This is a genomic window from Crossiella cryophila (genome assembly GCF_014204915.1).
Classification (GTDB): domain Bacteria; phylum Actinomycetota; class Actinomycetes; order Mycobacteriales; family Pseudonocardiaceae; genus Crossiella; species Crossiella cryophila.
Map to the genome: position 1 here is coordinate 6,460,043 of NZ_JACHMH010000001.1, position 24,580 is coordinate 6,484,622.

General features: G+C 71.3%; 25 protein-coding genes. 12 read left to right on the forward strand and 13 right to left on the reverse strand.

Annotated elements, in window-relative coordinates; translation table 11 throughout:
- Window positions 1-10: 10 nt before the first annotated feature.
- Window positions 11-646, reverse strand: coding sequence for a TetR/AcrR family transcriptional regulator (locus HNR67_RS28515; protein ID WP_185005283.1), 636 nt, complete (start codon window positions 644-646; stop codon window positions 11-13).
- Between the two features lie 80 nt (window positions 647-726).
- On the opposite strand from HNR67_RS28515, the gene HNR67_RS28520 reads away from it, so the two are divergent.
- The 3 genes from HNR67_RS28520 to HNR67_RS28530 are packed head-to-tail and all read left to right on the forward strand — an operon-like array spanning window position 727 to window position 4,056.
- Window positions 727-2,208 carry a flavin-containing monooxygenase gene (locus tag HNR67_RS28520; RefSeq protein WP_185005284.1) on the forward strand — a complete coding sequence of 494 codons (1,482 nt, stop codon included), beginning with the start codon at window positions 727-729 and terminating at the stop codon, window positions 2,206-2,208.
- On the forward strand, window positions 2,201-3,226 hold the full coding sequence (locus HNR67_RS28525) for a patatin-like phospholipase family protein (RefSeq protein WP_185005285.1): 1,026 nt from the start codon (window positions 2,201-2,203) through the stop codon (window positions 3,224-3,226). The genes HNR67_RS28520 and HNR67_RS28525 overlap by 8 nt, the downstream gene beginning before the upstream one ends.
- The gene (locus HNR67_RS28530; RefSeq protein ID WP_185005286.1) at window positions 3,223-4,056 is read left to right on the forward strand and encodes an SDR family oxidoreductase; all 834 of its coding nucleotides are present in this window, start codon (window positions 3,223-3,225) and stop codon (window positions 4,054-4,056) included. Before HNR67_RS28525 ends, HNR67_RS28530 begins: the two co-directional genes overlap by 4 nt.
- 29 nt (window positions 4,057-4,085) lie before the next feature.
- Here the strand turns inward: HNR67_RS28530 and HNR67_RS28535 are convergent, their stop codons facing one another.
- Genes HNR67_RS28535 through HNR67_RS28570 form a run of 8 tightly spaced genes read right to left on the reverse strand, consistent with a single transcriptional unit; the run spans window position 4,086 to window position 10,812 of the window.
- Window positions 4,086-4,862 carry a 2-keto-4-pentenoate hydratase gene (locus HNR67_RS28535; RefSeq protein WP_185005287.1) on the reverse strand — a complete coding sequence of 259 codons (777 nt, stop codon included), beginning with the start codon at window positions 4,860-4,862 and terminating at the stop codon, window positions 4,086-4,088.
- A gap of 34 nt (window positions 4,863-4,896) precedes the next feature.
- Window positions 4,897-5,469, reverse strand: coding sequence for a PadR family transcriptional regulator (locus HNR67_RS28540; RefSeq protein WP_185005288.1), 573 nt, complete (start codon window positions 5,467-5,469; stop codon window positions 4,897-4,899).
- Between the two features lie 18 nt (window positions 5,470-5,487).
- Window positions 5,488-6,921: an aldehyde dehydrogenase gene (locus HNR67_RS28545; RefSeq protein WP_185005289.1), complete on the reverse strand. Its 1,434-nt coding sequence runs from the start codon at window positions 6,919-6,921 to the stop codon at window positions 5,488-5,490.
- Window positions 6,918-7,133, reverse strand: coding sequence for a tautomerase family protein (locus HNR67_RS28550; protein WP_185005290.1), 216 nt, complete (start codon window positions 7,131-7,133; stop codon window positions 6,918-6,920). Before HNR67_RS28550 ends, HNR67_RS28545 begins: the two co-directional genes overlap by 4 nt.
- A gap of 1 nt (window position 7,134) precedes the next feature.
- Window positions 7,135-7,923 (reverse strand): 2-keto-4-pentenoate hydratase, encoded by a 789-nt coding sequence (locus HNR67_RS28555; protein ID WP_407645145.1) that lies wholly within the window; start codon window positions 7,921-7,923, stop codon window positions 7,135-7,137.
- Window positions 7,920-9,224, reverse strand: coding sequence for an MFS transporter (locus HNR67_RS28560; RefSeq protein WP_246492614.1), 1,305 nt, complete (start codon window positions 9,222-9,224; stop codon window positions 7,920-7,922). Before HNR67_RS28560 ends, HNR67_RS28555 begins: the two co-directional genes overlap by 4 nt.
- Window positions 9,225-9,259: 35 nt before the next feature.
- Window positions 9,260-10,144: a VOC family protein gene (locus HNR67_RS28565; RefSeq protein WP_185005291.1), complete on the reverse strand. Its 885-nt coding sequence runs from the start codon at window positions 10,142-10,144 to the stop codon at window positions 9,260-9,262.
- Window positions 10,141-10,812, reverse strand: coding sequence for a class II aldolase/adducin family protein (locus HNR67_RS28570; protein ID WP_185005292.1), 672 nt, complete (start codon window positions 10,810-10,812; stop codon window positions 10,141-10,143). The genes HNR67_RS28565 and HNR67_RS28570 overlap by 4 nt, the downstream gene beginning before the upstream one ends.
- Before the next feature lie 100 nt (window positions 10,813-10,912).
- Here HNR67_RS28570 and HNR67_RS28575 point away from each other — a divergent pair, with 100 nt between their 5' ends.
- Window positions 10,913-11,482 (forward strand): hypothetical protein, encoded by a 570-nt coding sequence (locus tag HNR67_RS28575; RefSeq protein WP_185005293.1) that lies wholly within the window; start codon window positions 10,913-10,915, stop codon window positions 11,480-11,482.
- Here the strand turns inward: HNR67_RS28575 and HNR67_RS28580 are convergent.
- Window positions 11,455-12,378, reverse strand: coding sequence for a LysR family transcriptional regulator (locus HNR67_RS28580; protein ID WP_185005294.1), 924 nt, complete (start codon window positions 12,376-12,378; stop codon window positions 11,455-11,457). The genes HNR67_RS28575 and HNR67_RS28580 overlap by 28 nt on opposite strands.
- Window positions 12,379-12,470: 92 nt before the next feature.
- Here HNR67_RS28580 and HNR67_RS28585 point away from each other — a divergent pair, with 92 nt between their 5' ends.
- Genes HNR67_RS28585 through HNR67_RS28595 form a run of 3 tightly spaced genes read left to right on the forward strand, consistent with a single transcriptional unit; the run spans window position 12,471 to window position 14,934 of the window.
- Window positions 12,471-13,325 (forward strand): alpha/beta fold hydrolase, encoded by an 855-nt coding sequence (locus tag HNR67_RS28585; protein WP_185005295.1) that lies wholly within the window; start codon window positions 12,471-12,473, stop codon window positions 13,323-13,325.
- Window positions 13,322-14,158 (forward strand): LLM class flavin-dependent oxidoreductase, encoded by an 837-nt coding sequence (locus tag HNR67_RS28590; protein WP_185005296.1) that lies wholly within the window; start codon window positions 13,322-13,324, stop codon window positions 14,156-14,158. The genes HNR67_RS28585 and HNR67_RS28590 overlap by 4 nt, the downstream gene beginning before the upstream one ends.
- Window positions 14,159-14,163: 5 nt before the next feature.
- The gene (locus HNR67_RS28595) at window positions 14,164-14,934 is read left to right on the forward strand and encodes a class I SAM-dependent methyltransferase (protein ID WP_185005297.1); all 771 of its coding nucleotides are present in this window, start codon (window positions 14,164-14,166) and stop codon (window positions 14,932-14,934) included.
- Between the two features lie 213 nt (window positions 14,935-15,147).
- Here the strand turns inward: HNR67_RS28595 and ligA are convergent, their stop codons facing one another.
- Entirely contained in the window at window positions 15,148-17,142 is a 1,995-nt protein-coding gene (gene ligA / locus HNR67_RS28600) for an NAD-dependent DNA ligase LigA (protein WP_185005298.1), read from the reverse strand.
- Window positions 17,143-17,230: 88 nt separating this feature from the next.
- Here ligA and HNR67_RS28605 point away from each other — a divergent pair, with 88 nt between their 5' ends.
- The gene (locus HNR67_RS28605; RefSeq protein ID WP_185005299.1) at window positions 17,231-18,325 is read left to right on the forward strand and encodes an MBL fold metallo-hydrolase; all 1,095 of its coding nucleotides are present in this window, start codon (window positions 17,231-17,233) and stop codon (window positions 18,323-18,325) included.
- On the opposite strand, the gene HNR67_RS28610 is transcribed toward HNR67_RS28605, so the two are convergent.
- The gene (locus tag HNR67_RS28610; protein ID WP_185005300.1) at window positions 18,304-18,762 is read right to left on the reverse strand and encodes a hypothetical protein; all 459 of its coding nucleotides are present in this window, start codon (window positions 18,760-18,762) and stop codon (window positions 18,304-18,306) included. The genes HNR67_RS28605 and HNR67_RS28610 overlap by 22 nt on opposite strands.
- Window positions 18,763-18,804: 42 nt before the next feature.
- Here HNR67_RS28610 and HNR67_RS28615 point away from each other — a divergent pair, with 42 nt between their 5' ends.
- Both HNR67_RS28615 and HNR67_RS28620 read left to right on the forward strand, forming a co-directional pair.
- On the forward strand, window positions 18,805-19,788 hold the full coding sequence (locus tag HNR67_RS28615) for an aminoglycoside phosphotransferase/kinase family protein (RefSeq protein ID WP_185005301.1): 984 nt from the start codon (window positions 18,805-18,807) through the stop codon (window positions 19,786-19,788).
- A 169-nt stretch (window positions 19,789-19,957) separates the two neighbouring features.
- Window positions 19,958-21,532: an ATP-binding cassette domain-containing protein gene (locus HNR67_RS28620; RefSeq protein WP_407645190.1), complete on the forward strand. Its 1,575-nt coding sequence runs from the start codon at window positions 19,958-19,960 to the stop codon at window positions 21,530-21,532.
- Between the two features lie 49 nt (window positions 21,533-21,581).
- On the opposite strand, the gene HNR67_RS28625 is transcribed toward HNR67_RS28620, so the two are convergent.
- On the reverse strand, window positions 21,582-22,220 hold the full coding sequence (locus HNR67_RS28625) for a TetR/AcrR family transcriptional regulator C-terminal domain-containing protein (RefSeq protein WP_185005302.1): 639 nt from the start codon (window positions 22,218-22,220) through the stop codon (window positions 21,582-21,584).
- A gap of 140 nt (window positions 22,221-22,360) precedes the next feature.
- Between HNR67_RS28625 and HNR67_RS28630 the strand changes: the two genes are divergently transcribed.
- On the forward strand, window positions 22,361-22,864 hold the full coding sequence (locus HNR67_RS28630) for a DUF998 domain-containing protein (RefSeq protein WP_185005303.1): 504 nt from the start codon (window positions 22,361-22,363) through the stop codon (window positions 22,862-22,864).
- Window positions 22,861-24,510, forward strand: a complete 1,650-nt coding sequence (locus tag HNR67_RS28635) for a glycoside hydrolase family 99-like domain-containing protein (protein WP_185005304.1) — start codon at window positions 22,861-22,863, stop codon at window positions 24,508-24,510. The genes HNR67_RS28630 and HNR67_RS28635 overlap by 4 nt, the downstream gene beginning before the upstream one ends.
- The last annotated feature ends 70 nt before the right edge of the window (window positions 24,511-24,580 follow it).

Consider the following 24,580-nt stretch of genomic DNA (forward strand, 5'->3'; position numbering starts at 1 on the left):
GGTTTTCTGATCAGGATTGGGCGGCGATGCCGTCGTACATCAGCCGCCGGACCGCCTCGCTGAGTTTGCGCTGGTGCTCGCCCTCGGGCTTGCGCAGCGAGGACAGCGCCGAGGCCAGGATCATCCCGGTGATCGCGCTGGCGGTGTTGTCCACGTCCAGGTCCGCGCGCAGGTAACCCAGTTCGATGCCGTGGGTGAGGTAGCTGGCGGTGAGCGCGGTGGCCAGGTCGAAGAAGTCCAGCACCCGCTCGGCCATGGCCTTGTCGATCCCGGCCGCCTCGAACAACAGCATCCGCGGCACCCGGGGGTCCTCGTGGAAGATGCGCGCCAGTGACTCGCCGATCCGGGCCGTCTGCGTCCGGTAATCGTCCAAAGTGGACACCGCATCGGGCGCGTTCTCGGCGGTGAGCGCGACCTTGACCCGGTCGACCAGGTCGGTGATCACGTGGTCGACGATGTCCCGCTTGTTCTCGAAGTAGCGGTAGAAGGTGCCGTGTCCGATGCCCAGCCGGGTGGCGATGTCGGCGATCGCGGTCGCGTGGTAGCCGCGCTCGGCGAAGCAGTCGAAGGCCGCGTCGATGATCTCGCGGCGCAGCTCCTGCTTCTTGCGCTCAGCCCGGCTGACCGGCGTGGCACTGGACGTCATGGTCACAGTCTATTGTCGCCACCCCGGGAATGACATATCGTTCCGTTAGTGACACCAGATTCCGTTACGGAGGGTCACCTATGGCTGCGCAGTACGACGCCGTGATCGTCGGAGCCGGCTTCGGCGGGATGGGTGCGGCGATCCAGCTCCATCGCCTCGGCCACCGCAGGCTGCTGATCCTGGAGCGGGAGGACGACCTCGGCGGCACCTGGCACGTCAACCGCTATCCCGGGCTGGCGGTGGACATCCCCTCGGCCACCTACTCCTATTCCTTCGAGCCCAATCCGCACTGGTCGCGGCTGTTCGCACCGGGTGCGGAGCTGAAGCAGTACGCCGAGCACGTGGCGGAGAAGTACGGGCTGCGGCCGCACATGCGCTTCGGCACGGTGGTGACCGGCGCGCACTGGGTCGAGGAGGAGTCGCACTGGCGGGTGGCCATCGCGGGCGGGGACAGCGTCACCGCGACCTACCTGTGCACCGCGACCGGTTTCCTCTCCCAGCCCAAGGTGCCCGACATCGAGGGCATCGAGGACTTCGGCGGCAAGGTCATCCACACCACCGCCTGGGACGACGACTACGACCTGACCGGCAAACGGGCGGCGATCATCGGCACCGGCGCGACCGCGGTGCAGCTGATCCCGGAGGTGGCCAAGGTGGCCGCGGATCTCACCGTGTACCAGCGCACGCCGATCTGGGTCAGCCCCAAGCCGGACTACCGCATCCCACCGCGGTTACGCCGCCTGTTCGCCCGGATCCCCCTGGCGCAGAAGGTGGTGCGCGCGGTCGGCAGCGGACTGCTGGAACTGCTGATGATCTCCGGCGTGGTGCACTACCGACGACTGCGGATCGCCAACCGCATTGCCGAGCGGTACTGCCGGGCACACCTGTTCCGTCAGGTCCGCGATCCCGAGCTGCGCCGCAAACTCACCCCCGACTACTCCTTCGGCTGCAAGCGGCCCACCTTCTCCAACACCTACTTCCGCGCCTTCACCAAACCGCACGTGCACCTGGAGACCAGCCGGATCGAGCGGGTCGAGGAGCAGGCGATCGTGACCGCCGACGGCCGCCGCACCGAGATCGACGTGCTGTTGCTGGCCACCGGCTTCAACCTGTGGGACGTCAACTTCCCGGCCATCGAGATCATCGGCCGCGACGGCAAGAACCTCGGCAAGTGGTGGCGGGAGAACCGTTTCCAGGCATACGAGGGCGTGACCGTGCCTGGCTTCCCCAACCTGGTCTCGCTGAACAGCCCGTACTCCTACAGCGGCCTGTCCTACTTCACCACCATCGAATGCCAGATGCAGCACATCGATCGCCTGTTCCGGGCCATGCGCGCCCGCAACGCCAAGGTCTTCGAGGTCAGCCAGCAGGCCAACGACCGGTTCCTGGAACTGATGCGGGACAAGGTCGGCGACTCGGTGTTCGCCCTGGGCCAGTGCGCCACCGCGAACAGCTACTACTTCAACCAGCACGGCGAGGCCACCCTGCTTCGCCCGACCTCGACCCGCAACGCGCAACGCGAGGCCGTGCGTTTCCCGCTGAGTGACTACACCTATGCCTAGGCGCGGGCTGGCCATCGGGTGTGGTGGCACGCTGGGGTTCGCCTGGACGGCGGTGGCTTTGCAGGCGGTGGAACGGCAACTGGGCTGGGACGCACGGTCCGCGGAGGTGCTGGTGGGGACCTCCGCGGGGGCGGAGCTGGTGGCGTTGCTGGGGTCCGGGCGGTCGGCGGACGGCATTGTGGCTGCGTTGGACGGGGCGGGTGCGGATTCGGTGCTCGCCGGGCATCTGGCTCGGCATCCGGGGATGCGGCCGCCGGTGCCGGGGTGGGGGTGGCCCGCGCGGGGGCTGGTTGGCCGGGGGTTGCGGGGTGAGGTGGATCTGACGGCGGGATTGGCGGGGTTGTTGCCGAGGGGGCGGGGGGATGCCGGGTGGCTGCGTGACCTTGGCGATCAGCTTGCCGGTGCTGGTGGCCCGAGCGCGGGTGGGCCGAGCGACGGCGGGTCGAGCGGGAGCACCAGCGGGCAGGGCGCGGGCGGACCGAGCGGAGGTGGCCCTGGCTGGGTTACTCATCCCGCCACCTGGATCGTCGCCGCCGATGCCACCACCGGCGTGCGGACTGCCTTCGGCTCCCCCACCGCCCCGGAAACCACACTGGCCCAGGCGATCTCCGCCTCCTGGGCGATCCCCGGCTGGTTCCCGCCGGTCCGGATCGCGGGCCGCGAGCACGTGGACGGCGGCACCATCTCCTCGGTCTCCGCCGACCTGCTCATCCCCCTCGAACTCGATGAACTCGTCGTGCTGGCCCCGATGACCAGCGAACACCCCGTCCCGGCCACCGGCCTGTCCCGGCTGGAACGGTTGCTGCGCAGGCGAATGACCCGCGGCCTGGACCGCGAGGTCCGGCAACTCCGCGCGGCGGGCACCCGGGTGATCCGGATCGAGCCCGGACCGGCCGAACTGGCCGCGATGGGCGCCAACTTCATGGACCCGCGCCGCCGACAGTCCACTGTGGACGTTTCCCGGCTGCACACCCCCACCCGCGTGCGCGCGGCGATCAGCAACGGAGTCGCCGCATGACCCGCTATCCCCCGCTGGATCTCACCGGTGCCAGTGTCGCGATCACCGGTGGCGCGCAAGGCATCGGCCGGGCGACCGCGATCGCCTTCGCCCGCCGGGGCGCCCGGGTGGCGATCGGCGATCTGGACTTCGACCTTGCCCGGAAGACCGCCGCCGAACTTGACGGCACCGCGCATCGGCTGGATGTCGGCGATCCGGAGTCCTTCCGGGTCTTCCTGGCCGAGGCCGCCGCGCACGGTGAGTTGGCCGTGCTGGTCAACAACGCCGGGATCATGCCCAACGGCGGGTTCCTCGACCTGGACGAGCGCACCAACCGGCTGATGATCGAGGTCAACCTGTTCGGCGTGGTGCACGGGATGCGGCTGGCCCTGCCCGGCATGCTGGCCCGCGGCCGTGGGCACATCGTGAACGTGGCCTCGCTGGCCGGGAAGTTCCCGGTGCCGGGGCTGGCCATGTACAACGCGAGCAAGTTCGCCGTGGTCGGGCTGAGTGCGGCCACCCGGCGCGAGTACGCCGCGCACGGGGTCAGCATCAGCACCGTGCTGCCCTCGGCGGTGGACACCGGGTTGTCCTCGGGGCTGGACATGCGCCCCATTCCCAAGGTGCAGCCGGAGGACATCGCCAGGGCAGTGCTGGGTTCGGTGCGGTCGCGGCGGGCCGAGATCGCGGTGCCCGGCTACGTCGGCGGGCTGGCCGCGCTGGCCGCGATCACCCCGGAACCGCTGCTCAACGCCGTGCGCAGGCTGGTGCGGGATGACCGGGCGCTGCGGCCGGACAGTCCGGATCGCCAGGCCTACCGCAGCCGCATCGGCGAGCAGGAGGCCGGCTGATCACTGACCGCCGACCAGTCTCATTCGGACTATCCGAAGTGGACACTCACCCCGCCGATTCCGCTGATCTCCGCGGTGAACTGGTCGCCCGGCACGGCGTTGACCACCGGGCCCAGCGCGCCGGTCAGCACCACATCGCCCGCGCGCACCGGGTCGCCGAGTGCGGCCAGGGTGTTGGCCAGCCAGGCCGCGGCCAGCAGCGGGTCGCCCAGGCAGTTGGCGCCGAGGCCAGTTGAGACCTCCTGGCCGTTGCGGCTCATGGACATCGCGACCGCGCGCAGGTCCAGATCACCCAGCAGGACCGGGGTGCCGAGCACGTAGAGCCCGGCGGAGGCGTTGTCGGCCACGGTGTCCACGAAACTGATGTCCCAGCCCGCGATCCGGCTGTCCACGATCTCCAGCGCGGGCAGCACGTACCGCACGGCCCGGCGGATGTCCTCGGGCCGGTGGCCGGTACCCGGCAGATCCCGGTCCAGGATCAGCGCGACTTCCGCCTCGACCTTGGGCTGCAACAGCCTGCCGGGTGCGATCACGCCCCGGTCGCCGACCTCGGCGTCGGCGAAGAGCGCGCCGAAATCGGGCTGGTCCACGCCGAGCTGACGCTGCACGGCCGGGTTGGTCAGGCCGATCTTGCGGCCGGTGATCCGCCGTCCCCCGGCCACCGCGGCCGTCACGTTGACGCGCTGCACGGCGTAGGCCGCGGTCACGTCGCCGTCGGCGAACAGCGAGCGCACCGGCGGACAGGCGATGCCGGTCCTGGCAGCCTCGGCCAGTGCGTTGGCGGCCTTGGCGATATCGGCGTTCATGGGTGCCTCCTGGGCATGTCCGGCCGGGCGGCGCTTACGCCTCGTCGAGCAGCCGCAGCCCTTCCCTGGCCCAGGCGATCCTGGCCTCGGCCACGGCCGCCTGGCCGGCGAACACGTGTGCCTTCAGCCGGGCCATCCGGTCGTGCTCGGCCGCCGGGCGGTGGCTGAGCCGTTCCCTGAGCAGTTCGGTGTCCTTGGCCAGCAACCGGGCGCTGTGCGCGGTCGCGTGCTCGGCCGCCGCCTGCTGCTCGGCGATGAACTCGGTCAGCACCCGCTTGGCCACCGCGGGCTCCACCAGGTCGAAGTAGAGCGCCTGCACGTCCAGGGCGTCCCGCGACGGCGGGCTGGGGTGCGCGGTGCCGATCCACTGGCGCAGTTCGGCCAGCCCCGGCTCGGTGATCGAGTACACCGTGCGCACCCGGCCGCCGGTCTGCAGCTGCTCGCCGGTGATCAGGCCGGCCGCCTCCATGGTCTTCAGCGCCGGGTAGATCTGGCTCTGCGGGGCCGACCAGACCCACCTCGTGCTGGCGCTGAAGAGCTGGGTGAGTTCGTAGCCGCTCATCGGCCTGGCCTCGAGCACTCCCAGCAGAACGTGCTGAATAGACATGTATCGATCTTAGTATTCTCATCGGTCGATCCGCATGGTCACGGTCCTGGCCTCGGTGAAGAACTCGCGGCTGAACAGCCCGCCCTCCCGGCCCATGCCGGAGTCGCCCATGCCGCCGAAGGGCGCGCGCAGGTCGCGGACGAAGAAGCAGTTGACCCACACGTTGCCGCTGCGCAGGCTGCCCGCGACCCGGTGCGCCCGGTGCAGGTTGTCGGTGAAGACCATGGCGGACAGGCCGTACCGGCTGTCGTTGGCCAGTGCGACGGCCTCCTCCTCGGTGTCGAACGGGGTGAGGGTGACCACCGGCCCGAACACCTCCTCGCGCAACACCCTGGCCTCGCGGGGCGGGTCGAGCACGATGTTGGGGCGGACGAACCAGCCAGGCGCGCCGCCACCGCCGAGCACCTTGGCGCCGCCGGTGGACGCCTCGTCCAGGAAGCCGGTGACCTTGCGGTAGTGCTCCTCGCTGGCCAGCGGGCCCAGCCGGGTGGCCGGGTCCTTCGGGTCGCCCAGGGTCATGGCCGCGGCGGCGTCGGCGAAGCGGGCGGTGAACTCCTCGTACACCCCGCGCTGCACGTAGAGCCGGGACCCGGCCAGGCAGACCTGCCCGGAGTTGCCGAACGCCGCCTCGATCGCCCAGCTGACCGCGGTGTCCAGGTCGGCGTCGTCGAAGATCAGGTTGCAGCCCTTGCCGCCCAGCTCGAAGCTGACCGGGGTGAGGTTGGCCGCGGCGGCCCTGGCGATGGCCCGGCCGGTGCCGGACTCGCCGGTGAAGGTGATCCGGTCCACGTCCGGGTTGACGGTGAGCGCCTCCCCCGCCGAGTCGGGTCCGAAGCCGTGCACCACGTTGAGCACCCCTGGCGGCAGACCGGCCTCCAGGGCGAGTTTGCCGAGCAGGTAGGCCGAGTGCGGGGTGTCCTCGGCCGGTTTGAGCACCACGGTGTTGCCCCAGGCCAGCGCGGGGGCGACCTTCCAGGTCTCCAGCATCAGCGGGAAGTTCCACGGTGCGATCGCGGCCACCACCCCGGCGGGGGCATGTTCGCTGTAGACGTGGTGGCCGGTGGGCGAGGGCAGGTGCTGGGATTCGGCCAGCCGGGCGTGGTCGGCGAAGAAGCGGAAGTTGTGCGCCGAGCGCGGCACGTCCTTGCCGATGGCCGCGGTGAGTGGCTTGCCCATGTCCTGGGTGTCGGCCAGGGCCAGCTCGGCCCCGTTCTCCTCCATCAGGTCGGCCAGCCGGTGCAGCAGCTTGCCGCGCTGCTCGAAGGACAGCCGTGGCCAGGGGCCCTGGTCGAAGGCGCGGCGGGCCGCGTCCACCGCGAGGTCGGCCTCGCGGGCGCCGCCCAGGGCGACGGTGGCATAGCTCTCGCGGGTGTACGGGTCGATGTCGTGGAACACCGCGCCGTCGGCCGAGTCGACCTCGGCGCCGTCGATCACGTGCTTGATCTCGGTCATCGCTCCTGCTCCCGTTCGGTGTGGGTGGCCCGTTCGGCCAGGGTCTGCCCGCCGCTGCTCCACAGCCGCGGCGGGATTTCGTTGAGCAGCACCCGGATCTGCTCGTCCCGGACGCCGAGGCTGTCCCGGATCGCCGCGTGCACGGCGTGCAGGCAGGCGCGCAGGGTGTCCGGGTCGCGGCCCTCGGCGAGGTCGATGCGCACGATCGGCATCTCAGCCCCCCACCGTGATCCGGCCAAGGCCGGTGAACTCGGTGGTGACGTAGCCGCCGGGCGGCAGCGGCACGGCGTCGGTGACGCCGCCGGTGAGCACCAGCCAGCCGGCCTCGATCCGGTGGCCACGGCGAGCGAGGGTGTTGGCGGCCAGGGCGAGGGCCTCGGCCGGGTGGCCCTGCACGGCGGCGCCGGTGGCGGTATGCACCACGGTGCCGCCGGATTCCACGACGCAGCCTTCCAAAGCGAGGTTCAGCTCGCCGGGGTCGCGGCCCAGCGCGCCGGTGACGAAGGCGCCCGAGGAAGCGTTGTCCGCCACCACATCCGGCAGGGTGAAGCGGAAGTCCCGGTAGCGGCTGTCGATGATCTCGATCCCGGCGAAGACCTGGTCCACCGCGCAGATCGCGGTCGCCGCGGTCACCCCTGGCCCAGTCAGCGAGCGGCCCATGACGAAGGCGATCTCCGGCTCGGCCCGCGGGTGGATCAGCCGTTCCCTGGGCACCGGCGCGCCGGCGGGCAGGATCATCGCGTCGGTGAGCCAGGCGACCAGCGGTGAATCCACGTTCATCCGTTGCTGCTTGGCCCGGGAGGTCAGGCCCAGCTTGACCCCGATCAGGGTTTCGCCGCGGGCCAGCCGCAGCCGCAGGGTCTCGTCCTGGATCCGGTAGGCGGTGTCGAGGTCGAGTTCGGGCCAGCTGTCGGTGAGCGGCGGGCCGTCGGTGCGGGTGTCCTCGCGGCGGAGCAGCTCCTCGGCCGCGCGGTCGACGGTCCAGGTTGCGGTGGTGGTCACGACGTGGCTCCAGTCCTGCTGACGGCGATTTCGGTTGTGGCGCTGGTGTTCCGGGGCAGTGCGGCGATGGCGAGGGCGCCGAGCACGGCGACCACGGCGAAGAGGTAGAAGTTCCAGTCCGGGCCCAGGTCGGAGTCCAGGACCCAGCCGCCCAGGGTCGGGCCGAGGATCGCGCCGAGCCGGCCGACGCCGAGGGCCCAGCCGATCCCGGTCGCTCGCATGCTCGCCGGATATGACCTGGTCACGTGGGCGTTGAGCATGTGCATCGTGCCGATCGTGCCGTAGCCGGACAGCGCAACCAGCACGTAGATCACGGTCTGCCCGGGGTTGATGCTCAGCGCCGCCGAGCACACCGCGGCCAGTGCGAACGAGCCGAGCAGCACCGGCTTCGCGCCGTGCCGGTCGGAGAGCCGACCGCCCAGCAACGCGCCGGCCACCGAGCCCAGGTTGAACGCGAGCAGGAAGCCCAGTGCCGAGCCGAGGGGGTAGCCGGAGGCGCGCATGATCTCCGGCAGCCAGGTGTTGAGCCCGTAGACCAGCAGCAGCGCGCAGAAGGAGGCCAGCCAGAACAGCACGGTCCGGCGCAGGTAGGTCCGCTCGACGAGGGCCTTGACCCCGCTGAGGCCACCGGCGCGGCGTTCGGCGGGCGGCGGCACCGGCACGCCGAGCCGGGCGGCCAGGGCCTCGGCTTCGGCCTGCTTGCCTTGGGAGACAAGGTATTCCAGTGATTCGGGCAGGTGCCGCAGGGCCAGTGGCAGCACCAGGACCAGCGGGGCGGCGCCGACCAGGTACATCACCCGCCAGCCCGCCGTGGGCAGCAGCGGGATGGCCAGGGTGGCGGCCAGGATGCCGCCGACCGCGTAGCCGGATTGCATTGCGGCGTAGGTGAAAGTGCGGTGTTTGGCGTCGGCGTACTCGATGGTCAGGGTGGCCGCGGTGGGCATCAGCCCGCCCAGCCCGATCCCGGCCAGGAAACGCAGCGCCAGGAACACCTCGGGTGAGGGGGCCGCCGCGCACAGGGCGGTGAGCACGGAGAACCAGGTGACGCAGAGCAGGAAGGTCTTGCGGCGGCCCCAGGTATCGGTGAGCGTGCCTGCCAGCAGCGCGCCGACGAGCATGCCGACCAGGGCGGCGCTGCCGATGGTGCCCGCCGCGGAGGCGGTGATGCCCCATTCGGCGCGCAGGGCCTGGATGGTGGTGCCGTAGACGACCAGGTCGTAGCCGTCGAAGGCCAGCGCCAGGCCGCACAGCAGGATGATCACGAGCCGGGCCCGGGGACCGGTCAGGGTGGAAGCAGGCAAGACGGGCTCCTTATGCCGTCGGGGTGCCGCGGGGATCACGCGCCGAGCGCGCGGTGGAGCTGGGCCTGGGTGGACGGGCGCTGGGTCGGGCCGCGCCACATGTCGATCGCGTCTGGTTCGCTGGGGTCGAACACCCTCGGCACCCAGTCCGGCTCCTCGATCCGGCGCACGCCGTAGGAGTACTCGTAGGTGAGGCCCTCTGGCCCCTTGAAGTAGACGAAGATCGCGGTGGACTGCGGGTGGCGGCCCGGTCCCATCTCGATCTCCACCCCGCGCTCCTGCAGGAACCGCCAGTTGCGCATCACGTCGTCGAGCGAGTCGACCTGGAAGTTGATGTGGCACAGGCCGGGTTCGCTGCCGCGGAACACGGCCAGCTTGTGGTGCACCGGGTCGAAGCGCATCAGGCAGGCCAGCTCGCCGATCCAGTCCGAGACCTTGATGTTGAACAGCGTGGACCAGAACCGATATGCCTCCCGCACATCGGGCGCGTCCAGGCACAGGTGCCCGAACTCGGTGATGCCCGCGGGGCGGCCGAAATGCGGTGGGCGGGCGAGCTGCACCTGACCGGTGACCAGTTCGATCCGGTTGCCGAAGGGGTCGTCGAAGGCGAGGAAGTCCTCGACCCGGCGGGACCTGGCCTGCTTCGGCGTGCCACGGACCACGGTGACGCCCGCGGCGGTGAGCTGGTTCTCGGCGTCGGCCAGGGCCTCGGCGTCGGCGAGGCTGAACCCGGAGGCCAGCACCCCGGCCTCGCCCTCCTCGAAGGCCAGGCAGTGGTGCCGCTGGTCGGCGCGCAGGTACCAGACCCCGTCCTCGTGCCCGAGGAGTTCCATGCCGACCACGTCGACGGCGAAGCCGACCGCGGTGGCCGCGTCCGCGGTGCCGGACCGGACGTAGGCGATGTCGTGCAGCGTGATCACGGTCGTCCCTTCGGGTAGTCGGTGCGGAGGTGGGTCCAGAGCCTGCCGAGCAGTTCGGACTCGGTGACGCGCCAGGCGTCCTGTTCGTCCTGGGTCAGCGGGCGCGGCCGACCGGCCGCGGCGCGGGCGTTGATCCGGGCCGAGGACTCCAGCAGCCACATCCGGGCCACTGCCGATCCAAGGTCCGCGCCCACGGTGACCGCCCCGTTGCCGCGCAGCAGCAGCGCGGGCGAGGCGCCGAGCGCCGTGGCCAGTGACTCTGCTCGCTCCCGGTCCCTGACCAGCGCGACGTCGGGGAAAACCGGCACCTCGGTGCCGAGAAACGCGCCCTGGCCGTGCAGCGGGCGGATGGGCAGGTCGGCACTGGCCAGTGCGGTGGCGGTCTCGGGCTGGGCCCGGCAGATCGCCCGCACGTCCGGGCGGGCCCGGTAGATCGCGAGGTGGATCCACGCCTCACGGGGCGTGCCCTCGGGGAGTTCGGTGGCCTCCGGCGCGATGACCATCGCGCGGTCGGCCGGGCTGAGCGAGCCCAGCGGCCGGGGTGGGGTGATGAGCAGTTGCCCGTCCTCCCGCAGCGCGGACACGTGGCCGAAGGCCGACACGAGTCCGGCGTGGGCCAGCACTCCCGCCGCGTCCAGCAGATCCTCGTCGATCCGGCTTTCCGTCATGGTTCGGAAGGTACATGTATGGATAGAACTATGGGAAGAGGTGCGGCTACCTCGACAGGTGAACGACAGGTCGCCGGGACGGCTGTCTAGTCTGCTCGCCATGACAGCGCAGGAACCCGATGAGGTGCTCTTCGAGGGCAAGGGCTTCGTGGTGACCGCGGTCGACGGCACCGGCCTGTTCGACCCGGCCGCGCACGGCCTGGAGCCGCGCTCGATCAGCACCTCCTGCTACCACGGCCACATCGGCCACTACGCCGTCCTGGCACAGCGGCTGACCCTGCGGGATCTCCAGCTCGGCTCGGCAGCCGAACCTCCCCCGCTCGGCGCGGTGCGACCGCGGCTGACGGAGGACGAGAGCTGGCACTACCGGGGGCTGGCGCTGCCGATCGCCTTCACCGGCCGCCTGCTGATCGGCCGTGGCGACATCCCCGACCGCCCCTACCTCAACATGGGCTTCCGGCCGGCCTGGATGTTCCTGGACGTCCGGGAACTCACCTTCCAGGCCGGGGCACTGCTCAGCGCCACCGACTGTTCCGCGGCCCTGGCCCAGGCCCGGCCGGACATCGCCGCCACCGCCACCCGCCCGGCGCCGGGCCAGGAGATGCGGGACTGGATCGACCGCACCTTCTCCCTGAGCTACGACTACAGCTGGCCGGGGCGGCCAGGGTAGGCCAGCTCAGCGTCCAGCTCACCCGCTACCTGCACCGCGATCTCGATCGTCCGCCTGGTGAGTGGCGACTGGGTGCGATTGGCCTGCCACAGCAGGAAGATCTCGCGTGGCGGCAGGGCCGGTCTCAGCTCGTGCACGCTCAGCGCGGCATCGGTGCCGAGGTCGGCGCTGTGCACGGTGAGGCGCGGCAGCACCGCCGAACCCATGCCCGCGCGCACCATCGACAGCACGGTCTCGTTGCCCGCGGTGCGGCAGACGAAGTTCGGGCGCACGCCGCGCCGGGTCAGTTCCTGTTCCAGCCGGGCCTGATCGCAGATCGGCGGGTGCGCCACCATCGGCGCGCCGTCGAGCCGGTCCGGGCGCACCGGGCCGTCGGGGAAGGCGCCGCGGGCGGCCACCAGCAGGTAGGGGTCGTCGAGCAGTTTGCGATGCTCGACCTCGCCGTCCACCCGGCCGTCGAAGAACATCAGGTCCAGGTCCCGCACCTGCGGCTGGTCGGTCTCCTCCTCGAACAGCCTGATGTCGCAGCCGGGTTGCTCGGCCCGCAGGCCGCGGATGATCCGCGGCAGGATCACGTTGGACACGCTCTGGAAGGTGCCGATGTCCACCCGGCCGTCCCCGGCCTGGAACCGCTCGACCGCGGCGGCCAGTGCCTGGGCCCGCGCCAGCAGCGCCCGGCCGTGGGCCAGCACCACCTGGCCCAGCGGGGTCACCCGCACCGGCCTCGGCCCGCCCGGCCGGTCGAACACCGCGCCGCCGACCGCCTTCTCCAGGGCCGCGATCTGCTGGCTCACCGTGGACTGGGTGTAGCCGAGCCGCGCGGCCGCCCGCCCGAACGAGCCCTCGTCCACCACGGCGGTCAGCGCGGCGAGATGCCGCAGTTCGACATCGGACATGGGCCGAGCCTACCCGGAACATCGGCTCAGCCGATTGACTTGATTAGTATTCATCGCTTTTGTCGATGTCTTTTCGGATCTAGCTTGTGTTCATGACCAACGACCTCTCCCCCGGCGAACAGCTCCTCGGGATCAACGATGTCGAGCTGTGCGTGCAGACCTTCGGCGACCCCGCGCACCCGGCGATCCTGCTCGTCGACGGCGCGACCGCCTCGATGCTGTGGTGGGAAACCGAGCTGTGCCAACGGATCGCGCGGGCCGGCCGGTTCGTGATCCGCTACGACAACCGGGACACCGGCCGCTCCACCAGCTATCCGGCCGGGCAGCCGGGTTACGCCTACCCCGACTTCGCCACCGACGCGCTCGGCATCCTGGACGCACTGGGCATCGAGCGCGCGCACGTCGTCTGCCGGTCCATGTCCGGCGGGATCGGGCTGCTCCTCGGGGTGGACCACCCGGACCGGGTCGAGTCGCTGACCTTCGTCTCCACCTCCACCGGCGCGGACGGGCTGCCGCCCTCCTCGGACGCGCTCAGCGCAATCCCCGCCAACCCGGACCCCGCCGATCCCGGCGCGGTGGTGGATTTCGTTGTGGCGTCGGCGAAAGCGTGCTCGGGTGGCTCGCCCTACTTCGACGAGTCCGCGGTGCGCGGACTGGTCGAGCGGGATGTCGTCCGCACCCAGGACCTCGCGGCCATGCTCGGCAACCACTACGCGATGAGCTTCGACGGCTCCGCCCGCGACTGGGCCGCGATCAAGGCGCCGACGCTGGTGGTGCACGGCGATCTGGACCCGGTCTGCCCGCTGCCGCACGGCGAGGCGGTGCACGCGGCGGTTCCCGGGGCGGAGCTGCTGATCCTGGCCGGCGCCGGGCACGATCTGCCGAAGCCGCTCTGGGATGTGTTCGTCCCGGCGCTGTGCCAGCACACTGAGGGCGGTCGGCCATGACCCGGTTGCGCTCGGCGCTCTGGCTGCCGCTCTTCGACGAACTCGCCGACCCGGTCGTCCTCGCCAGGCTGGCCGCCGAGGCGGAAGAGGCAGGCTGGCACGGTGTGTTCGTCTGGGACCACCTGCGCTGGCGGGCGCCGGTCCGGCAGGTGGCCGACCCGTGGATCACCCTGGCCGCGATCGCCACCGCCACCGAATCCCTCCGCTTCGGCCCCATGGTCACCCCCCTCGCACGCCGCCGACCGGCCAAGGTGGCCAAGGAGACCGCGACCCTGGACCGGCTCGGCGGCGGCCGGCTCACCCTCGGCGTCGGGCTGGGCAGTGATCGTTTCGCGGGCGAGCTGAGTGCGACCGGGGAGGAACTCGACGACCGGCGGCGCGGGCAGCTGCTGGACGAGTCGCTGGAGATCCTGGCCGCCGCCTGGTCCGGTGAACCGGTGCGCCACCGCAGCGAGCACTACACCGTCGACGGCATCCGGTTCCTGCCAAGGCCGGTGCAGCGGCCCGGGGTGCCGGTGTGGGCGGCCGGGCGGCCCGGCAACGTCAAACCGTTGCGCCGCGCGGCCCGGCTGGACGGGTTTTTCCCGGTGAATCTGGAAAACCCGGACCAGCTCGCCGAGATCGTCACTACCATCACTGATCTTCGCCAGCACCAGCTGACCGGGTACGACATCGCCGTCCCGCTGCCGCCCGGCGCCGATCCGGCGCGCTACGCCGCGGCAGGCGCCACCTGGTGGCTGGCGGAGTTCGAGCCGGAAACGGTGTCGCTGGACCGGGTGCGGGGCGTGCTCCGCGACGGGCCCGCCGACATCGCGATCGAGAGGAACCGGTGACGCCGATGTCCACCCTGTTCGACTACGACGCGGAACTGCGGCGGCACAACGACATCCTGCGTGCCGCGGCCCGCGTGGGCGCCGGTGACCACGTGCTCGACGTCGGCTGCGGCACCGGCCAGGCCACCCGCGAGGCCGCCCGCGCCTCGGGCAGCGGGCGCGTGCTGGGCGTGGACATCTCCGCGCCGATGCTGGCACGGGCCCGTCAGCTCAGCGCCGCCGAGGGACTGGCCAACGTCACCTTCGAGGAGGCGGACGCCCAGGTGCACGCCTTCCCGCCCGCGGGTTTCGACCTGTGCCTCAGCCGGTTCGGCACCATGTTCTTCGCCGACCCGGTGGCCGCGTTCAGCAACATCGGGCGTGCGCTGCGGCCGGGGGCGCGCCTGGTGCTGCTGGTCTGGCAGGGGCAGGACCGCAACGAGTGGGCCACCGCGATCCGCCAGACCATCACCGGCGAACCACCGGCCACCCCCACCGGTCGCAACGCGTTCACCCTCGCCGACCCGGCCGTCACCGAGGGCATCCTGACCGCCGCCGGATTCACCGAGATCGACTTCGCCGACGTACACGAACCGGTCTACTACGGCCCGGACAGCGCCACCGCCTACGACGCCGTGCTCCACCAGCTCAAGTTCCAGGACGTCCTCGCCACCCTCGACCCGGTAGCAGCCGAGCGAGCCCGCGAACGCCTACGCGCCACCCTCGACGCCCACACCACCCCCGAAGGCGTCCACTTCGACTCCCGCGCCTGGCTCATCAAAGCCCACCGCCCCTGACCAACCACCCCCACCACCGTGTTGGCCGTTCTCGTACGGTGTGTTGGCCGAACTGGACGGTGTGTTGGCCGAACTGGACGGTGTGTTGGCCGTTGTGGACGGCGTCTTGGCCGTTGCGGACGGTGTCTTGGCCGAATGGGTGTACCAGTTCGGCCAACACTCGGTACGACAACGGCCAAGACTGGGTACGAGAACGGCCAACACGCCGGATGATTAGGCCACGCCTGCGGCGATTAGCTGGCGCCAGATCTCGCCCGCGTCGATGACCTCGACTTCGAGCTTCTCTGCCTTGGCGAGTTTGCTCGCGCCGACGTCCGCGCCGGTGATCAGCAGGTCGGTGCTGGCCGAGACGGAGGAGGCGATGGTGGCGCCTGCCTTCTCGCACAGGCGCTGGAAGGCCGGGCGGGGCACCTTCTCCCCGGAGCGCGGGTCGTTGATCGCGCCGGTGACCACCACGGTCAAACCCGCCAGCGGCGCGTCCGAGGCGACCACGGGTGGCAGGTCCTCCTCGCGCACGTCCAGGGAGACGCCCCACTCGCGCAGGCGGTCGATCTCCGGGCGTAGCCGGGTGAGGTGTTCGGTCAGCGAGGCGGCCACCTTCGGGCCGATGTCCTCCACCGCGACCAGGCGTTCCTCGCCCGCGTCGGCGACCTCCTCCAGCGAGCCGAAACCGGCACGGCACAGACGGGTCGCGGTGCCCTCCGAGGCCATCGGGATGGCCAGGCCGATCAGGGCGCGGCGCAGGCCGACCCGGCGGCTGGTGGCGATGGACTCGATCATGCGGGCCGCGGAGACCTCGGCGATCCGGTCGAACTCCAGCAGGTGCGCCTCGGTGAGGGTGTAGAAGTCCGAGGGGTTCTCCAGCAGCCCGGCCTCGGCCAGGCGTTCGATCCACTTGGGACCGACCGCCTCGATGTCGGCAGCGGCGCGGGAGGCCCAGTGGATCAGGCGTCGGACGGTCTGGGCGGGGCAGGAGACGTTGGTGCAGAACAGTTCCCGGCTGTTGCCCTGTTCGGTGAGCGGTTCGGCGCAGGACGGGCAGGTGGTGGGCGGCACGATCTCGCGTTCCGCGCCGGTGCGCTTGGACTCGTCCAGCACCCCGGCCACGAACGGGATCACGTCCCCGGCGCGGCGCACCAGCACGGTGTCGCCGATCCGGATGCCGCGGGCCCGGATGACCTCCTGGTTGGCCAGCGTCGCCTTGGTGACCGTGGTGCCGCCGACGAACACCGGTTCCAGGTGCGCCACCGGGGCGATCTTGCCGGTCTTGCCGACGTCCCAGACCACGTCGGCGAGCACGGTGGTCTTCTCCTCGGCGGCGAACTTGAAGGCCAGCGCGCCACGCGGGGAGTTGGACCGGGTGCCCGCGGCGCCGTAGGCGTCCCGGTCGGCCAGCCGCAGCACCGCGCCGTCGAGGTCGTAGTCCAGGTCGTTGCGGCCCTGTTCGATCTCGGTGATCACCGCCTGGGCCTGCTCGGCGTCGGTGCACAGCCGCATGTCCGCAGCGGAGAGCCCCAGCTGGCGCAGGCCCTCGCCCAGGTCGGCGGCGGCACTGTCCTCATCGGAGGTGTCCAGGTCGAAGGCGAAGAAGCGCAGCCGCCGCTCGGCGACGGTGGCCGGATCCTTGGCGCGCAACGTGCCCGCGGCCGCGTTGCGCGGGTTGATCAGCGGCTTGTCCGGGTGCGCGATGTTGTAGGCGGCGAAGGTGGAACGCAGCATGACCGCCTCGCCGCGCACCTCGACCCGGCCGGGCGCGGCCACCCGCTCGGGCAAGCCGTCGACCAGGGCACGCACCAGCGGGGTCACGTCGTCGCCGGTGCTGCCGTCGCCGCGGGTGACCGCCCGCGCCAGTCGGCCTTCCTCGTAGACCAGCGCGAGGGAGAGTCCGTCCAGCTTGGGCATGACCGCCACCGGCTGGCCGGGGAAGCGGTCGAAGAAGGCCGCCACCTGCTCGGGTTTGGTGGCCTTCTCCAGGGAGAGCATCGGGCGGGAGTGCCGGACCGGGGCGTGCAGCACGGTGGGCGCGCCGACCTGGTCCAGGGGGTTCGGGTCGGGCGTCAGCTCCGGGTTGGCCTCGATCAAGGCACGCAGTTCGTCCTCGATCGCGTCGTACTCGGCGTCGGCCACCAGCGGTGAGCCGCGGTAGTAGGCGTCGCGCAGCGCGACGATCTGATCAGCGAGTTCCCGGATGCGTTCCCCAGCGTTCACGCCGTTCAACATAGTGCCGCCCACCGACAGTCCACGGCGGACGCGCTGCTGAGAGCCACCACAGCTTCGATGCGGGAAGATCGGAGGCATGATCCGATACCTGCTCGGCGCGCTGGCCGCGGCCCTGGTGTGGGTGCTGCGCGAACTGCCTGCCCAGTTCGGCGGCCGGGCGGCCGGGGACCGCGTCACCAGGTCCCCGCAGTACCGCGACGGCGCCTTCCACAACCGCGCCCGCACCCTGGCCGCACCCAAGGGCCGGGCCAAGATCCTGCGCGAGCTGGTCCTGGGCAAGCAGCAGCGCAAACCGGCCGGTCCGGTGCCGCTGGTCGAGCCGCAGTCGCCGACCGGGCAGGGCGTGCACCTGACTTGGTACGGGCACTCCAGCGCGCTGGTCGAGCTGGACGGCGGGCTGATCCTGCTCGACCCGGTGTGGGGTGAGCGGGTCTCGCCGCTGCCCTTCGGCGGACCGCGCCGACTGCACCGGCCGCCGGTGGAGGTGGAGGCGTTGCCGCAGGTGGACGCCGTGATCATCTCGCACGACCACTACGACCACCTGGACCTGGCCACCGTACGGGCACTGGTGCGCACCCAGACCGCGCCGTTCGTGGTGCCGCTGGGTGTGGGCGCGCATCTGCGCCGCTGGCGGGTGCCCGCGGACCGGATCATCGAGCTGGACTGGTCGGAGTCGGTCACCGCGGGCGGGGTGCGGATCATCGCCACCCCGGCCCAGCACTTCTCCGGGCGGGCGCTCAAGCGGGACGACACGCTGTGGGCCTCCTACGCGCTGATCGGCCCCGAGCACCGCGTCTTCTACACCGGCGACACCGGCTACTTCCCCGGCTTCGCCGAGATCGGCGCCCAGCACGGCCCCTTCGACGCCACCCTGGTGCAGATCGGCGCCTATGTGGACACCTGGCCGGACATCCACATGACCCCGGAGGAAGGCGTGACCGCGCACCAGGACCTGCGCGGCGGCCTGCTCGTCCCGGTGCACTGGGCGACCTTCACCCTGGGCGTGCAGGACTGGTCCGAGCCGGTGGACCGGCTGTGGGCGGAGGCCAAGGCGCGCGAGGTCGCGGTGGCCATCCCGCGGCCGGGCGAGCGGGTGGACGTGGCCGCGCCGACGCCGGTGGTGCCCTGGTGGCAGCTGCTCGAACCCGGTCAGACCGAGTCGACCAGGTGATGTGAGGGGCCGTAGCTGATCCGCCAGCTCGCGCAGTAACCCAGCCTGCCGTCGGCCACACAGCGGATGGCGACGTAGATCCAGTGCACGTCCGCAGTCGGGGTGTCATCACGGAAGGTGAACCCGACCGCGGTCTCGAAGTTGTCCTCGCCGCAGGTGCACTCGACGAAGTAACGCGCCTCGGCTTCTTCATCGAGGGTCGGCCAATTCTCGGCCGAGTCGAGCATGGGCACGGTGCGGTCACAGCCCGCGCAGGTGCGGCGCACGCAGGTACCGGACTCGTCGGTCTCCAGCACGAAGACCTGACCGGCGCAGTCCGCGCAGCGGGCCGCGACCACCCGGTGCGGGCCGAATTCGGGCGGGTCGGCGGCGAAGTAGGCGAGCAGGTCGGCGAGGTCGTCCCCGACCCAGCTGTCGTCGATCTCCCTGAGCGTCACCGCGGCAGAGTATTGGGTTGCCCCGACAGGGACGATCAGATCATGACCAATTTCTTGACCCGACAGGACATCGCCCACCGCACCGCAGCCGCGGTGGACGCGGCGGTCGGGGCCGGGCGGGATCTTGGTCTCACCGTCACCGAGGCCAGGGTGCTGCACGAGGTGTTCTCCGTCGTGGTCCACCTCGCCCCCGCGCCGGTGGTGGCCCGGATTCCGGTGGTGCTGCCGGAATCGGCGGGCCTGGACGCGCTGGCACACCGCCAGCGGGCGGAGCTGGACGTGACCCGGTGGCTGGCCGACAAGGGTGTCCCGGTGCTCTCGCCCAGCCCGCTGGTACCGCGGAACCCCGTGCGGCGCAACGGATTCTCCATGACCTTCTGGCAGTTCGTCGCCGAGGACCGGGGCCGGGAACCCGACTACGCGGCCAACGCCGAGAGCACCGCCACCCTGCACGCCGCGCTGCGCGACTACCCGGGTCCGCTGTCGTTCCTGTCCTCGGCCGAGCCGGAGTTCATCGCCGAAGGCCTTGCGCTGCTGGGCGATCGGCCCGATCTGCTCGCTCCGGCCGACCTGGACCGGGCCCGCCGCGAGTGGCGGGTCCTGGAGCCGCTGGTGCGCTCGCGGGCGGCCTTCGAGCAGGCGTTCCCCGGGATCGACCTGCAGCCCATCCACGGCGATTCCCCGCCCGCCAACATCTTCGCCGGGGTGGACGGCGACCGCTACGCCGACTTCGAGCTGGTCACCCTTGGCCCGGTCGAATGGGACCTGGCCGCACTCGGACCCGATCTGGAAACCGCCTACAACCGCGGCGCCCAGCGCGAGGGCCTGCGCCCGCTGGATGAGGACGTCTTGAAGTTCGTCAACGCCGTGGGCATGTTGCGGGCCATCGCTTTCCTCGCACTCGCACCGCGACTGCCCGCGATCGTGGACTACGTGACGCCGACCCTCGAACCCTGGCGCGGCACACCGTTCGCCGGCGGCCTCACCCTCGGAAACCCGGTTGGCCGCCCGCACAGCTCGGGCTAACCTCGCAGCCATGTGCACCAGTACCGGCTACGCCGCGATCAGCACGGCGATGCCGCCCCGCATCGCCGCCTGACGGCGGCGCACCGAGCACTCACTCCCTGCCCGCCGTTCCGGCCATCGCCGGGCGGCGCCACTTCGTGCTGCCCGGCTCCCCCGAGAGCTGCGGAGCATTCACTTGTCCATCTCGCCACATCTGCGCGCCACCGATATCTCGGTCACCCTGGGCGGTCGCGCGCTGCTCACCGACGTCTCCGTCACCGTCTCCGCCCGATCCCGCCTGGCCATCGTCGGCGAGAACGGGCGCGGCAAGACCACCCTGCTGCACGTGCTCGCCGGACTGCGTGTCCCGGACCGGGGTTCGGTGCACCGCGCGGGCAGTTTCGGCCTGTCCCGGCAGGCGTTGCCGGCCGGTCCGGGTGAGACGGTCGGCTCGCTGACCGACGAGGCCCTGCACGCCGCCCGCACCGCGTTGCGCGAACTGGACGCGGCCACCGACGGCCTCACCAGGGGTCTCGCCGAGGCCGAGGCGCAGTACGCCCGCGCCCTGGAAACGGCCACCCGCCTTGATGCCTGGGATGCCGAGCGCCGCCTGGACATCGCCCTGGCCGGGCTCGACGCCTGTCCCGATCGGGAACGCGAACTGCGCACCCTCTCCGTCGGGCAGCGCTACCGGGTCCGGCTGGCCTGCCTGCTCAGCGCCGGGCACGACCTGCTGTTGCTGGACGAGCCCAGCAACCACCTCGACGCCGGTGGCCTGGCCTTCCTGGCCGAGCGGCTGCGGACGCACCGGGGCGGGCTGGCCCTGGTCAGCCACGACCGCACCCTGCTGCGCGAGGTGGCGCGGGAGTTCCTCGACCTGGACCCCACCCAGGACGGCAGGCCACGCCGGTACGCCGGCGGTTATCAGGCCTGGGTGGAGGGCAGGCGACGGGACCGGGCGCGGTGGGTGCAGGAGTACGAGGAGCAGCAGGCCGAACAGCGTGGCCTGGCCACCGCACTTGATCAGGCCCGATCCCGGCTGAGCACCGGGTGGCGGCCGGACAAGGGCACCGGCAAGCACCAGCGGCAGTCCCGCGCGCCGGGCGTCGTGCAGGCGCTCAACCGCGCGCAGGAGGCACTGGCCGAGCACCGGGTCACCGTGCCCGAACCGCCACTTGCCCTGCGCTGGCCCGAATCCGGCACCCGCACCGGCGCGGGGCTGGTCCGGGTGGACGGGGTGCGGGTGGCAGGCCGGCTCGACCAGCCGGTCACGCACACCCTGGATGGTGGCGACCGGCTGCTGGTCACCGGCGGCAACGGCACCGGCAAGTCCACCCTGCTCGGTGTGCTCGCCGGGGTGCTCGCCCCGAGCGACGGCCAGGTGCGGCGGCTGCCGGGCGCGCGGATCGAGCTGATCGCGCAGGAGGTGCCGGACTGGCCGGGTGAACTGACCGCCTGGCAACTGTTCGAGCGGCAGGCGCTACCCGGTTCGCCGACCTCCTCCGGACTGCTGGACCGGGAGGCCGCGCGCACCCCGGTGGCCCGGCTTTCCCTTGGCCAGCAACGGCGACTGGACCTGGCGCTGCGGCTGGCCGCCCGCCCGGATCTGGTGATCTTCGACGAGCCGACCAACCACCTCTCCCCCGCACTCGTCGACGAACTCACCGCGGCGATGGCCGAGACCAGCGCAGCGGTGGTGGTGGCCACCCACGACCGCGGGCTGCTGGCCGAACTCGCGCACTGGCCCCGGCTGGCACTGGGCTGAGCACGGCATTGGGCTGAGCACGGCAGGGCCCGGTCCGCCGGGCCCTGCCTCAGTCGAGCCGGGCGAACCCGTCCAGCATCGCGGTGAGCCCGAGTCCGAAGTGGTCACCAGCCGCGTCCGCGGCCTTGGCCAGCAGGTTGTACTCCGGTGAGTCGGGCGAGGGTTTGCGACTGCGCCCGGCACCGCCGAGTTGGTGCACGGCAAGGGTGAGCGCGTGGCCGACGGTGAATTCCCGGACACAGCGCAGGATCTGCAAGGCGGTGCCCGGGGTGAAGCCGGCACCCGTCAGCAGTTCGAGCATCCGGTTGCCGGTGTTGATGGCCGCGGCCGAGCGCAGCGGGCGGGTGGCGAAGATGGTGACCGCGTGCGGGTGGGCGAGCAGGGTGTCCCGCAGGCGGTGCGCGTACTGCTCGGTCAGCTCCCGCCAGTTTCCCTGCCAGGGCAGCGATTCGACGTCGAGTTCGGTGAACAGGGTCTCGGCGACGCCGTCGAAGAGGGCTTCCTGGTCGGTGAAATAGCGGTAGGCGGCCATCGGGTCGAAACCCAGCTCGGCGCCGAGTTTGCGCATGGAGAACTTGCCCTGGCCGATCTCGTCGACCAGCGCCAGGGCCACGGCGGCGATGTGCTCGCGGCTCAGCGTGGGTTTGGTCGGCGCGTCCGGCCGGTGTGCGCGGTCGTGGTTCGTCATGGGTGGCGTCGGTCCAGGATCTCGGTCAGGCGATGGGCGAATTCCAGGATGTCACGCGAAACCCACCGCTCGCCGCCCATCGCTGTCTACAGTGTAGCGTGCGTCTACACCGTAGACAGCCATCAACCTGGGGGCTCCGCATGCCGAATCCACTCACCCCGCGAACCCGGCTCTTACTGCTCGCCGGACTGGGTCCCGCGCTGTACGTCCTCGTCCTGCTCTTCGACAGCCTGACCCGTCCGGGGTACCACCCGCTGCACCACTTCGGCAGCGAACTCGCCAACGGCGACCGGGGCTGGCTGATGATCGCCAACTTCGTCACCGCGGGCCTGCTCACCGTGTGCTTCGCTTTCGGCCTGCGCACGGTGCTGAACCCCGGCCGCGGCGCGGTGGCCGCACCGCTGTGCACCGGGCTGTTCGGGATCGGGCTGGTGGTGGCCGGGGTGTTCGTCGCCGACCCGAAGCCGGGCTACCCGGCCGGGAGCACCGGCACCGCGACGCCGAGCCTGCCCAGCCTCATCCACGATGGGAACCTGTTCCCCACCTGGACCGTCCTGACCATCGCGATCCTCGTGCTCGCCGTCGGCCTGCTACGAACGGCCGGGTTGCGGGGTGCGGAGGCGGCCGGGAAGCTGCATCCGTGATCACACGCTGCGCCCTGCTCGTGCTGTGTTTGCTGACCTCCCTGCTCACCGCCCCGCAGGCGCTGGGCGTGGCGGCCAACGCCGAGGGCAAGGTCACCGATCCGGTGCCGTTGCTGGAGTACCGCACCGCGGGCCAGGTGGGCTGGTTCTGGACGTTGTCGCAGGCCGAGGGCAACGCCGCCGAGGGTCAGTACGGGATGGCGCGGCAGTCCACCCGGCTCGGTTTCCTGCGACGCCAGGCGTTCCCGGGCAGCCAGCCCGTGTACCGGCTGCGGGTGGCGGACCGGTCGGCGTACCTGCTGACCGCCTCGGCCGGTGAGCGGCAGAGCCTGCTCGACTCCGGGAAGTTCACCGAGGGCGGCGTGCTGGGGTACGCGGCGGCAGACCGGCAGGCCGGGACCGAGGTGCTGTACCGGATGTCCAACGGCGCCGAGTGGCGGGCCGTGCCCGCGCGCAGGCAGGCCGACTTCCTCGCGCTCGGGTACCGGACCGACGGGCCGCTGGGCTATGTCCGGCCGGCGTTCCACCGGACCGGGGCGATCTACTTCGGCACCTTCGACGCCAAGGGCAACCAGTCCCTGATCGCCGGGGTCAAGCGGGTCTACCAGCGGGACAACGACTGGTGGGGCGGGCTGCGGGACTTCGCCGGGTCGGGGGTGCCGCGCAACGCCTGGCACTGGCCGCAGGAGGACTTCACCGACCGCGAACCGGCCATCGGCTACTACGACGACGCCAACCCGGACACCCTGCGCAAGCACGTCGCCCAGGCCGCGGGCGCGGGACTGCGGTACTTCAGCTTCTACTGGTACTGGAACCCGGCCGACGGCGGCGCGGAGAACTACATCGAGGGCCTGCGCGCCTACCTGGCCGCGAACAACCGCACCGATATCGACTTCAACATCCTCACCTGCCTGCACCCCTGGTCCGACGGCCCGGTCTCGCTGAAGCTGCCCCTGGAGCAGATCACCAAGGCCGCGAACACCATCGTGGACAGCTATCTCACCAAGTCCAACTACCTGCGCGCCAACGACGGCAGGCCGATCATCGGTGTGTGCGACGCCCGCGGCGTCGGCAACGGCACCGCCACCGCACCGCACGTGGCCGACACCCGCCGGTTCACCGACGCGATCCGGGCGCGGGCCAGGGAGAAGCTGGGCGAGGAGGTGCTGATCACGCTGAACGGGGTGCCGCCTGCCGGGGCGGGTTTCGACGGCAGCGACTGCCTTGGCCAGTTCGACGAGTCCCGCTCCTACCAGCGCTACGCCGACAACCAGCGCGGCTTCTTCCGCAACTACCCCGGCACGCTGGTGCGCTGCGCGACCTCGGACTTCGACGAGCGGCCGCGGATCGCCATCTCCATCCCCGATCCCGGCCCGGATCCGGCCAAGCTGCGCGAGCGCTTCCGCTGGTACCCCGACGCCGACCTGCCCGGGTTCGAGCGGTTGCTGGACAACGTGCGCACCGACATCGCCGAGTCCACCCGGCCGTCCACCGTGGACAACTTCGTCTCGCTCTACGCCTGGAACGAGTGGCACGAGGGCGGTTACGTCGAACCGAACAAGCGCGACGGCTGCGCCTACCTGGACGCGGTGCGCCGCGAACTCGGCCTGACCACCGGGGCGGGCTGCGTGCCCAACCCCACCTGAACGCGACTGTCGCCCGAGTCCGGTAGACTGACTGAAATTTCAGTAAATGGCTGACCGCCGACCAGCCCAC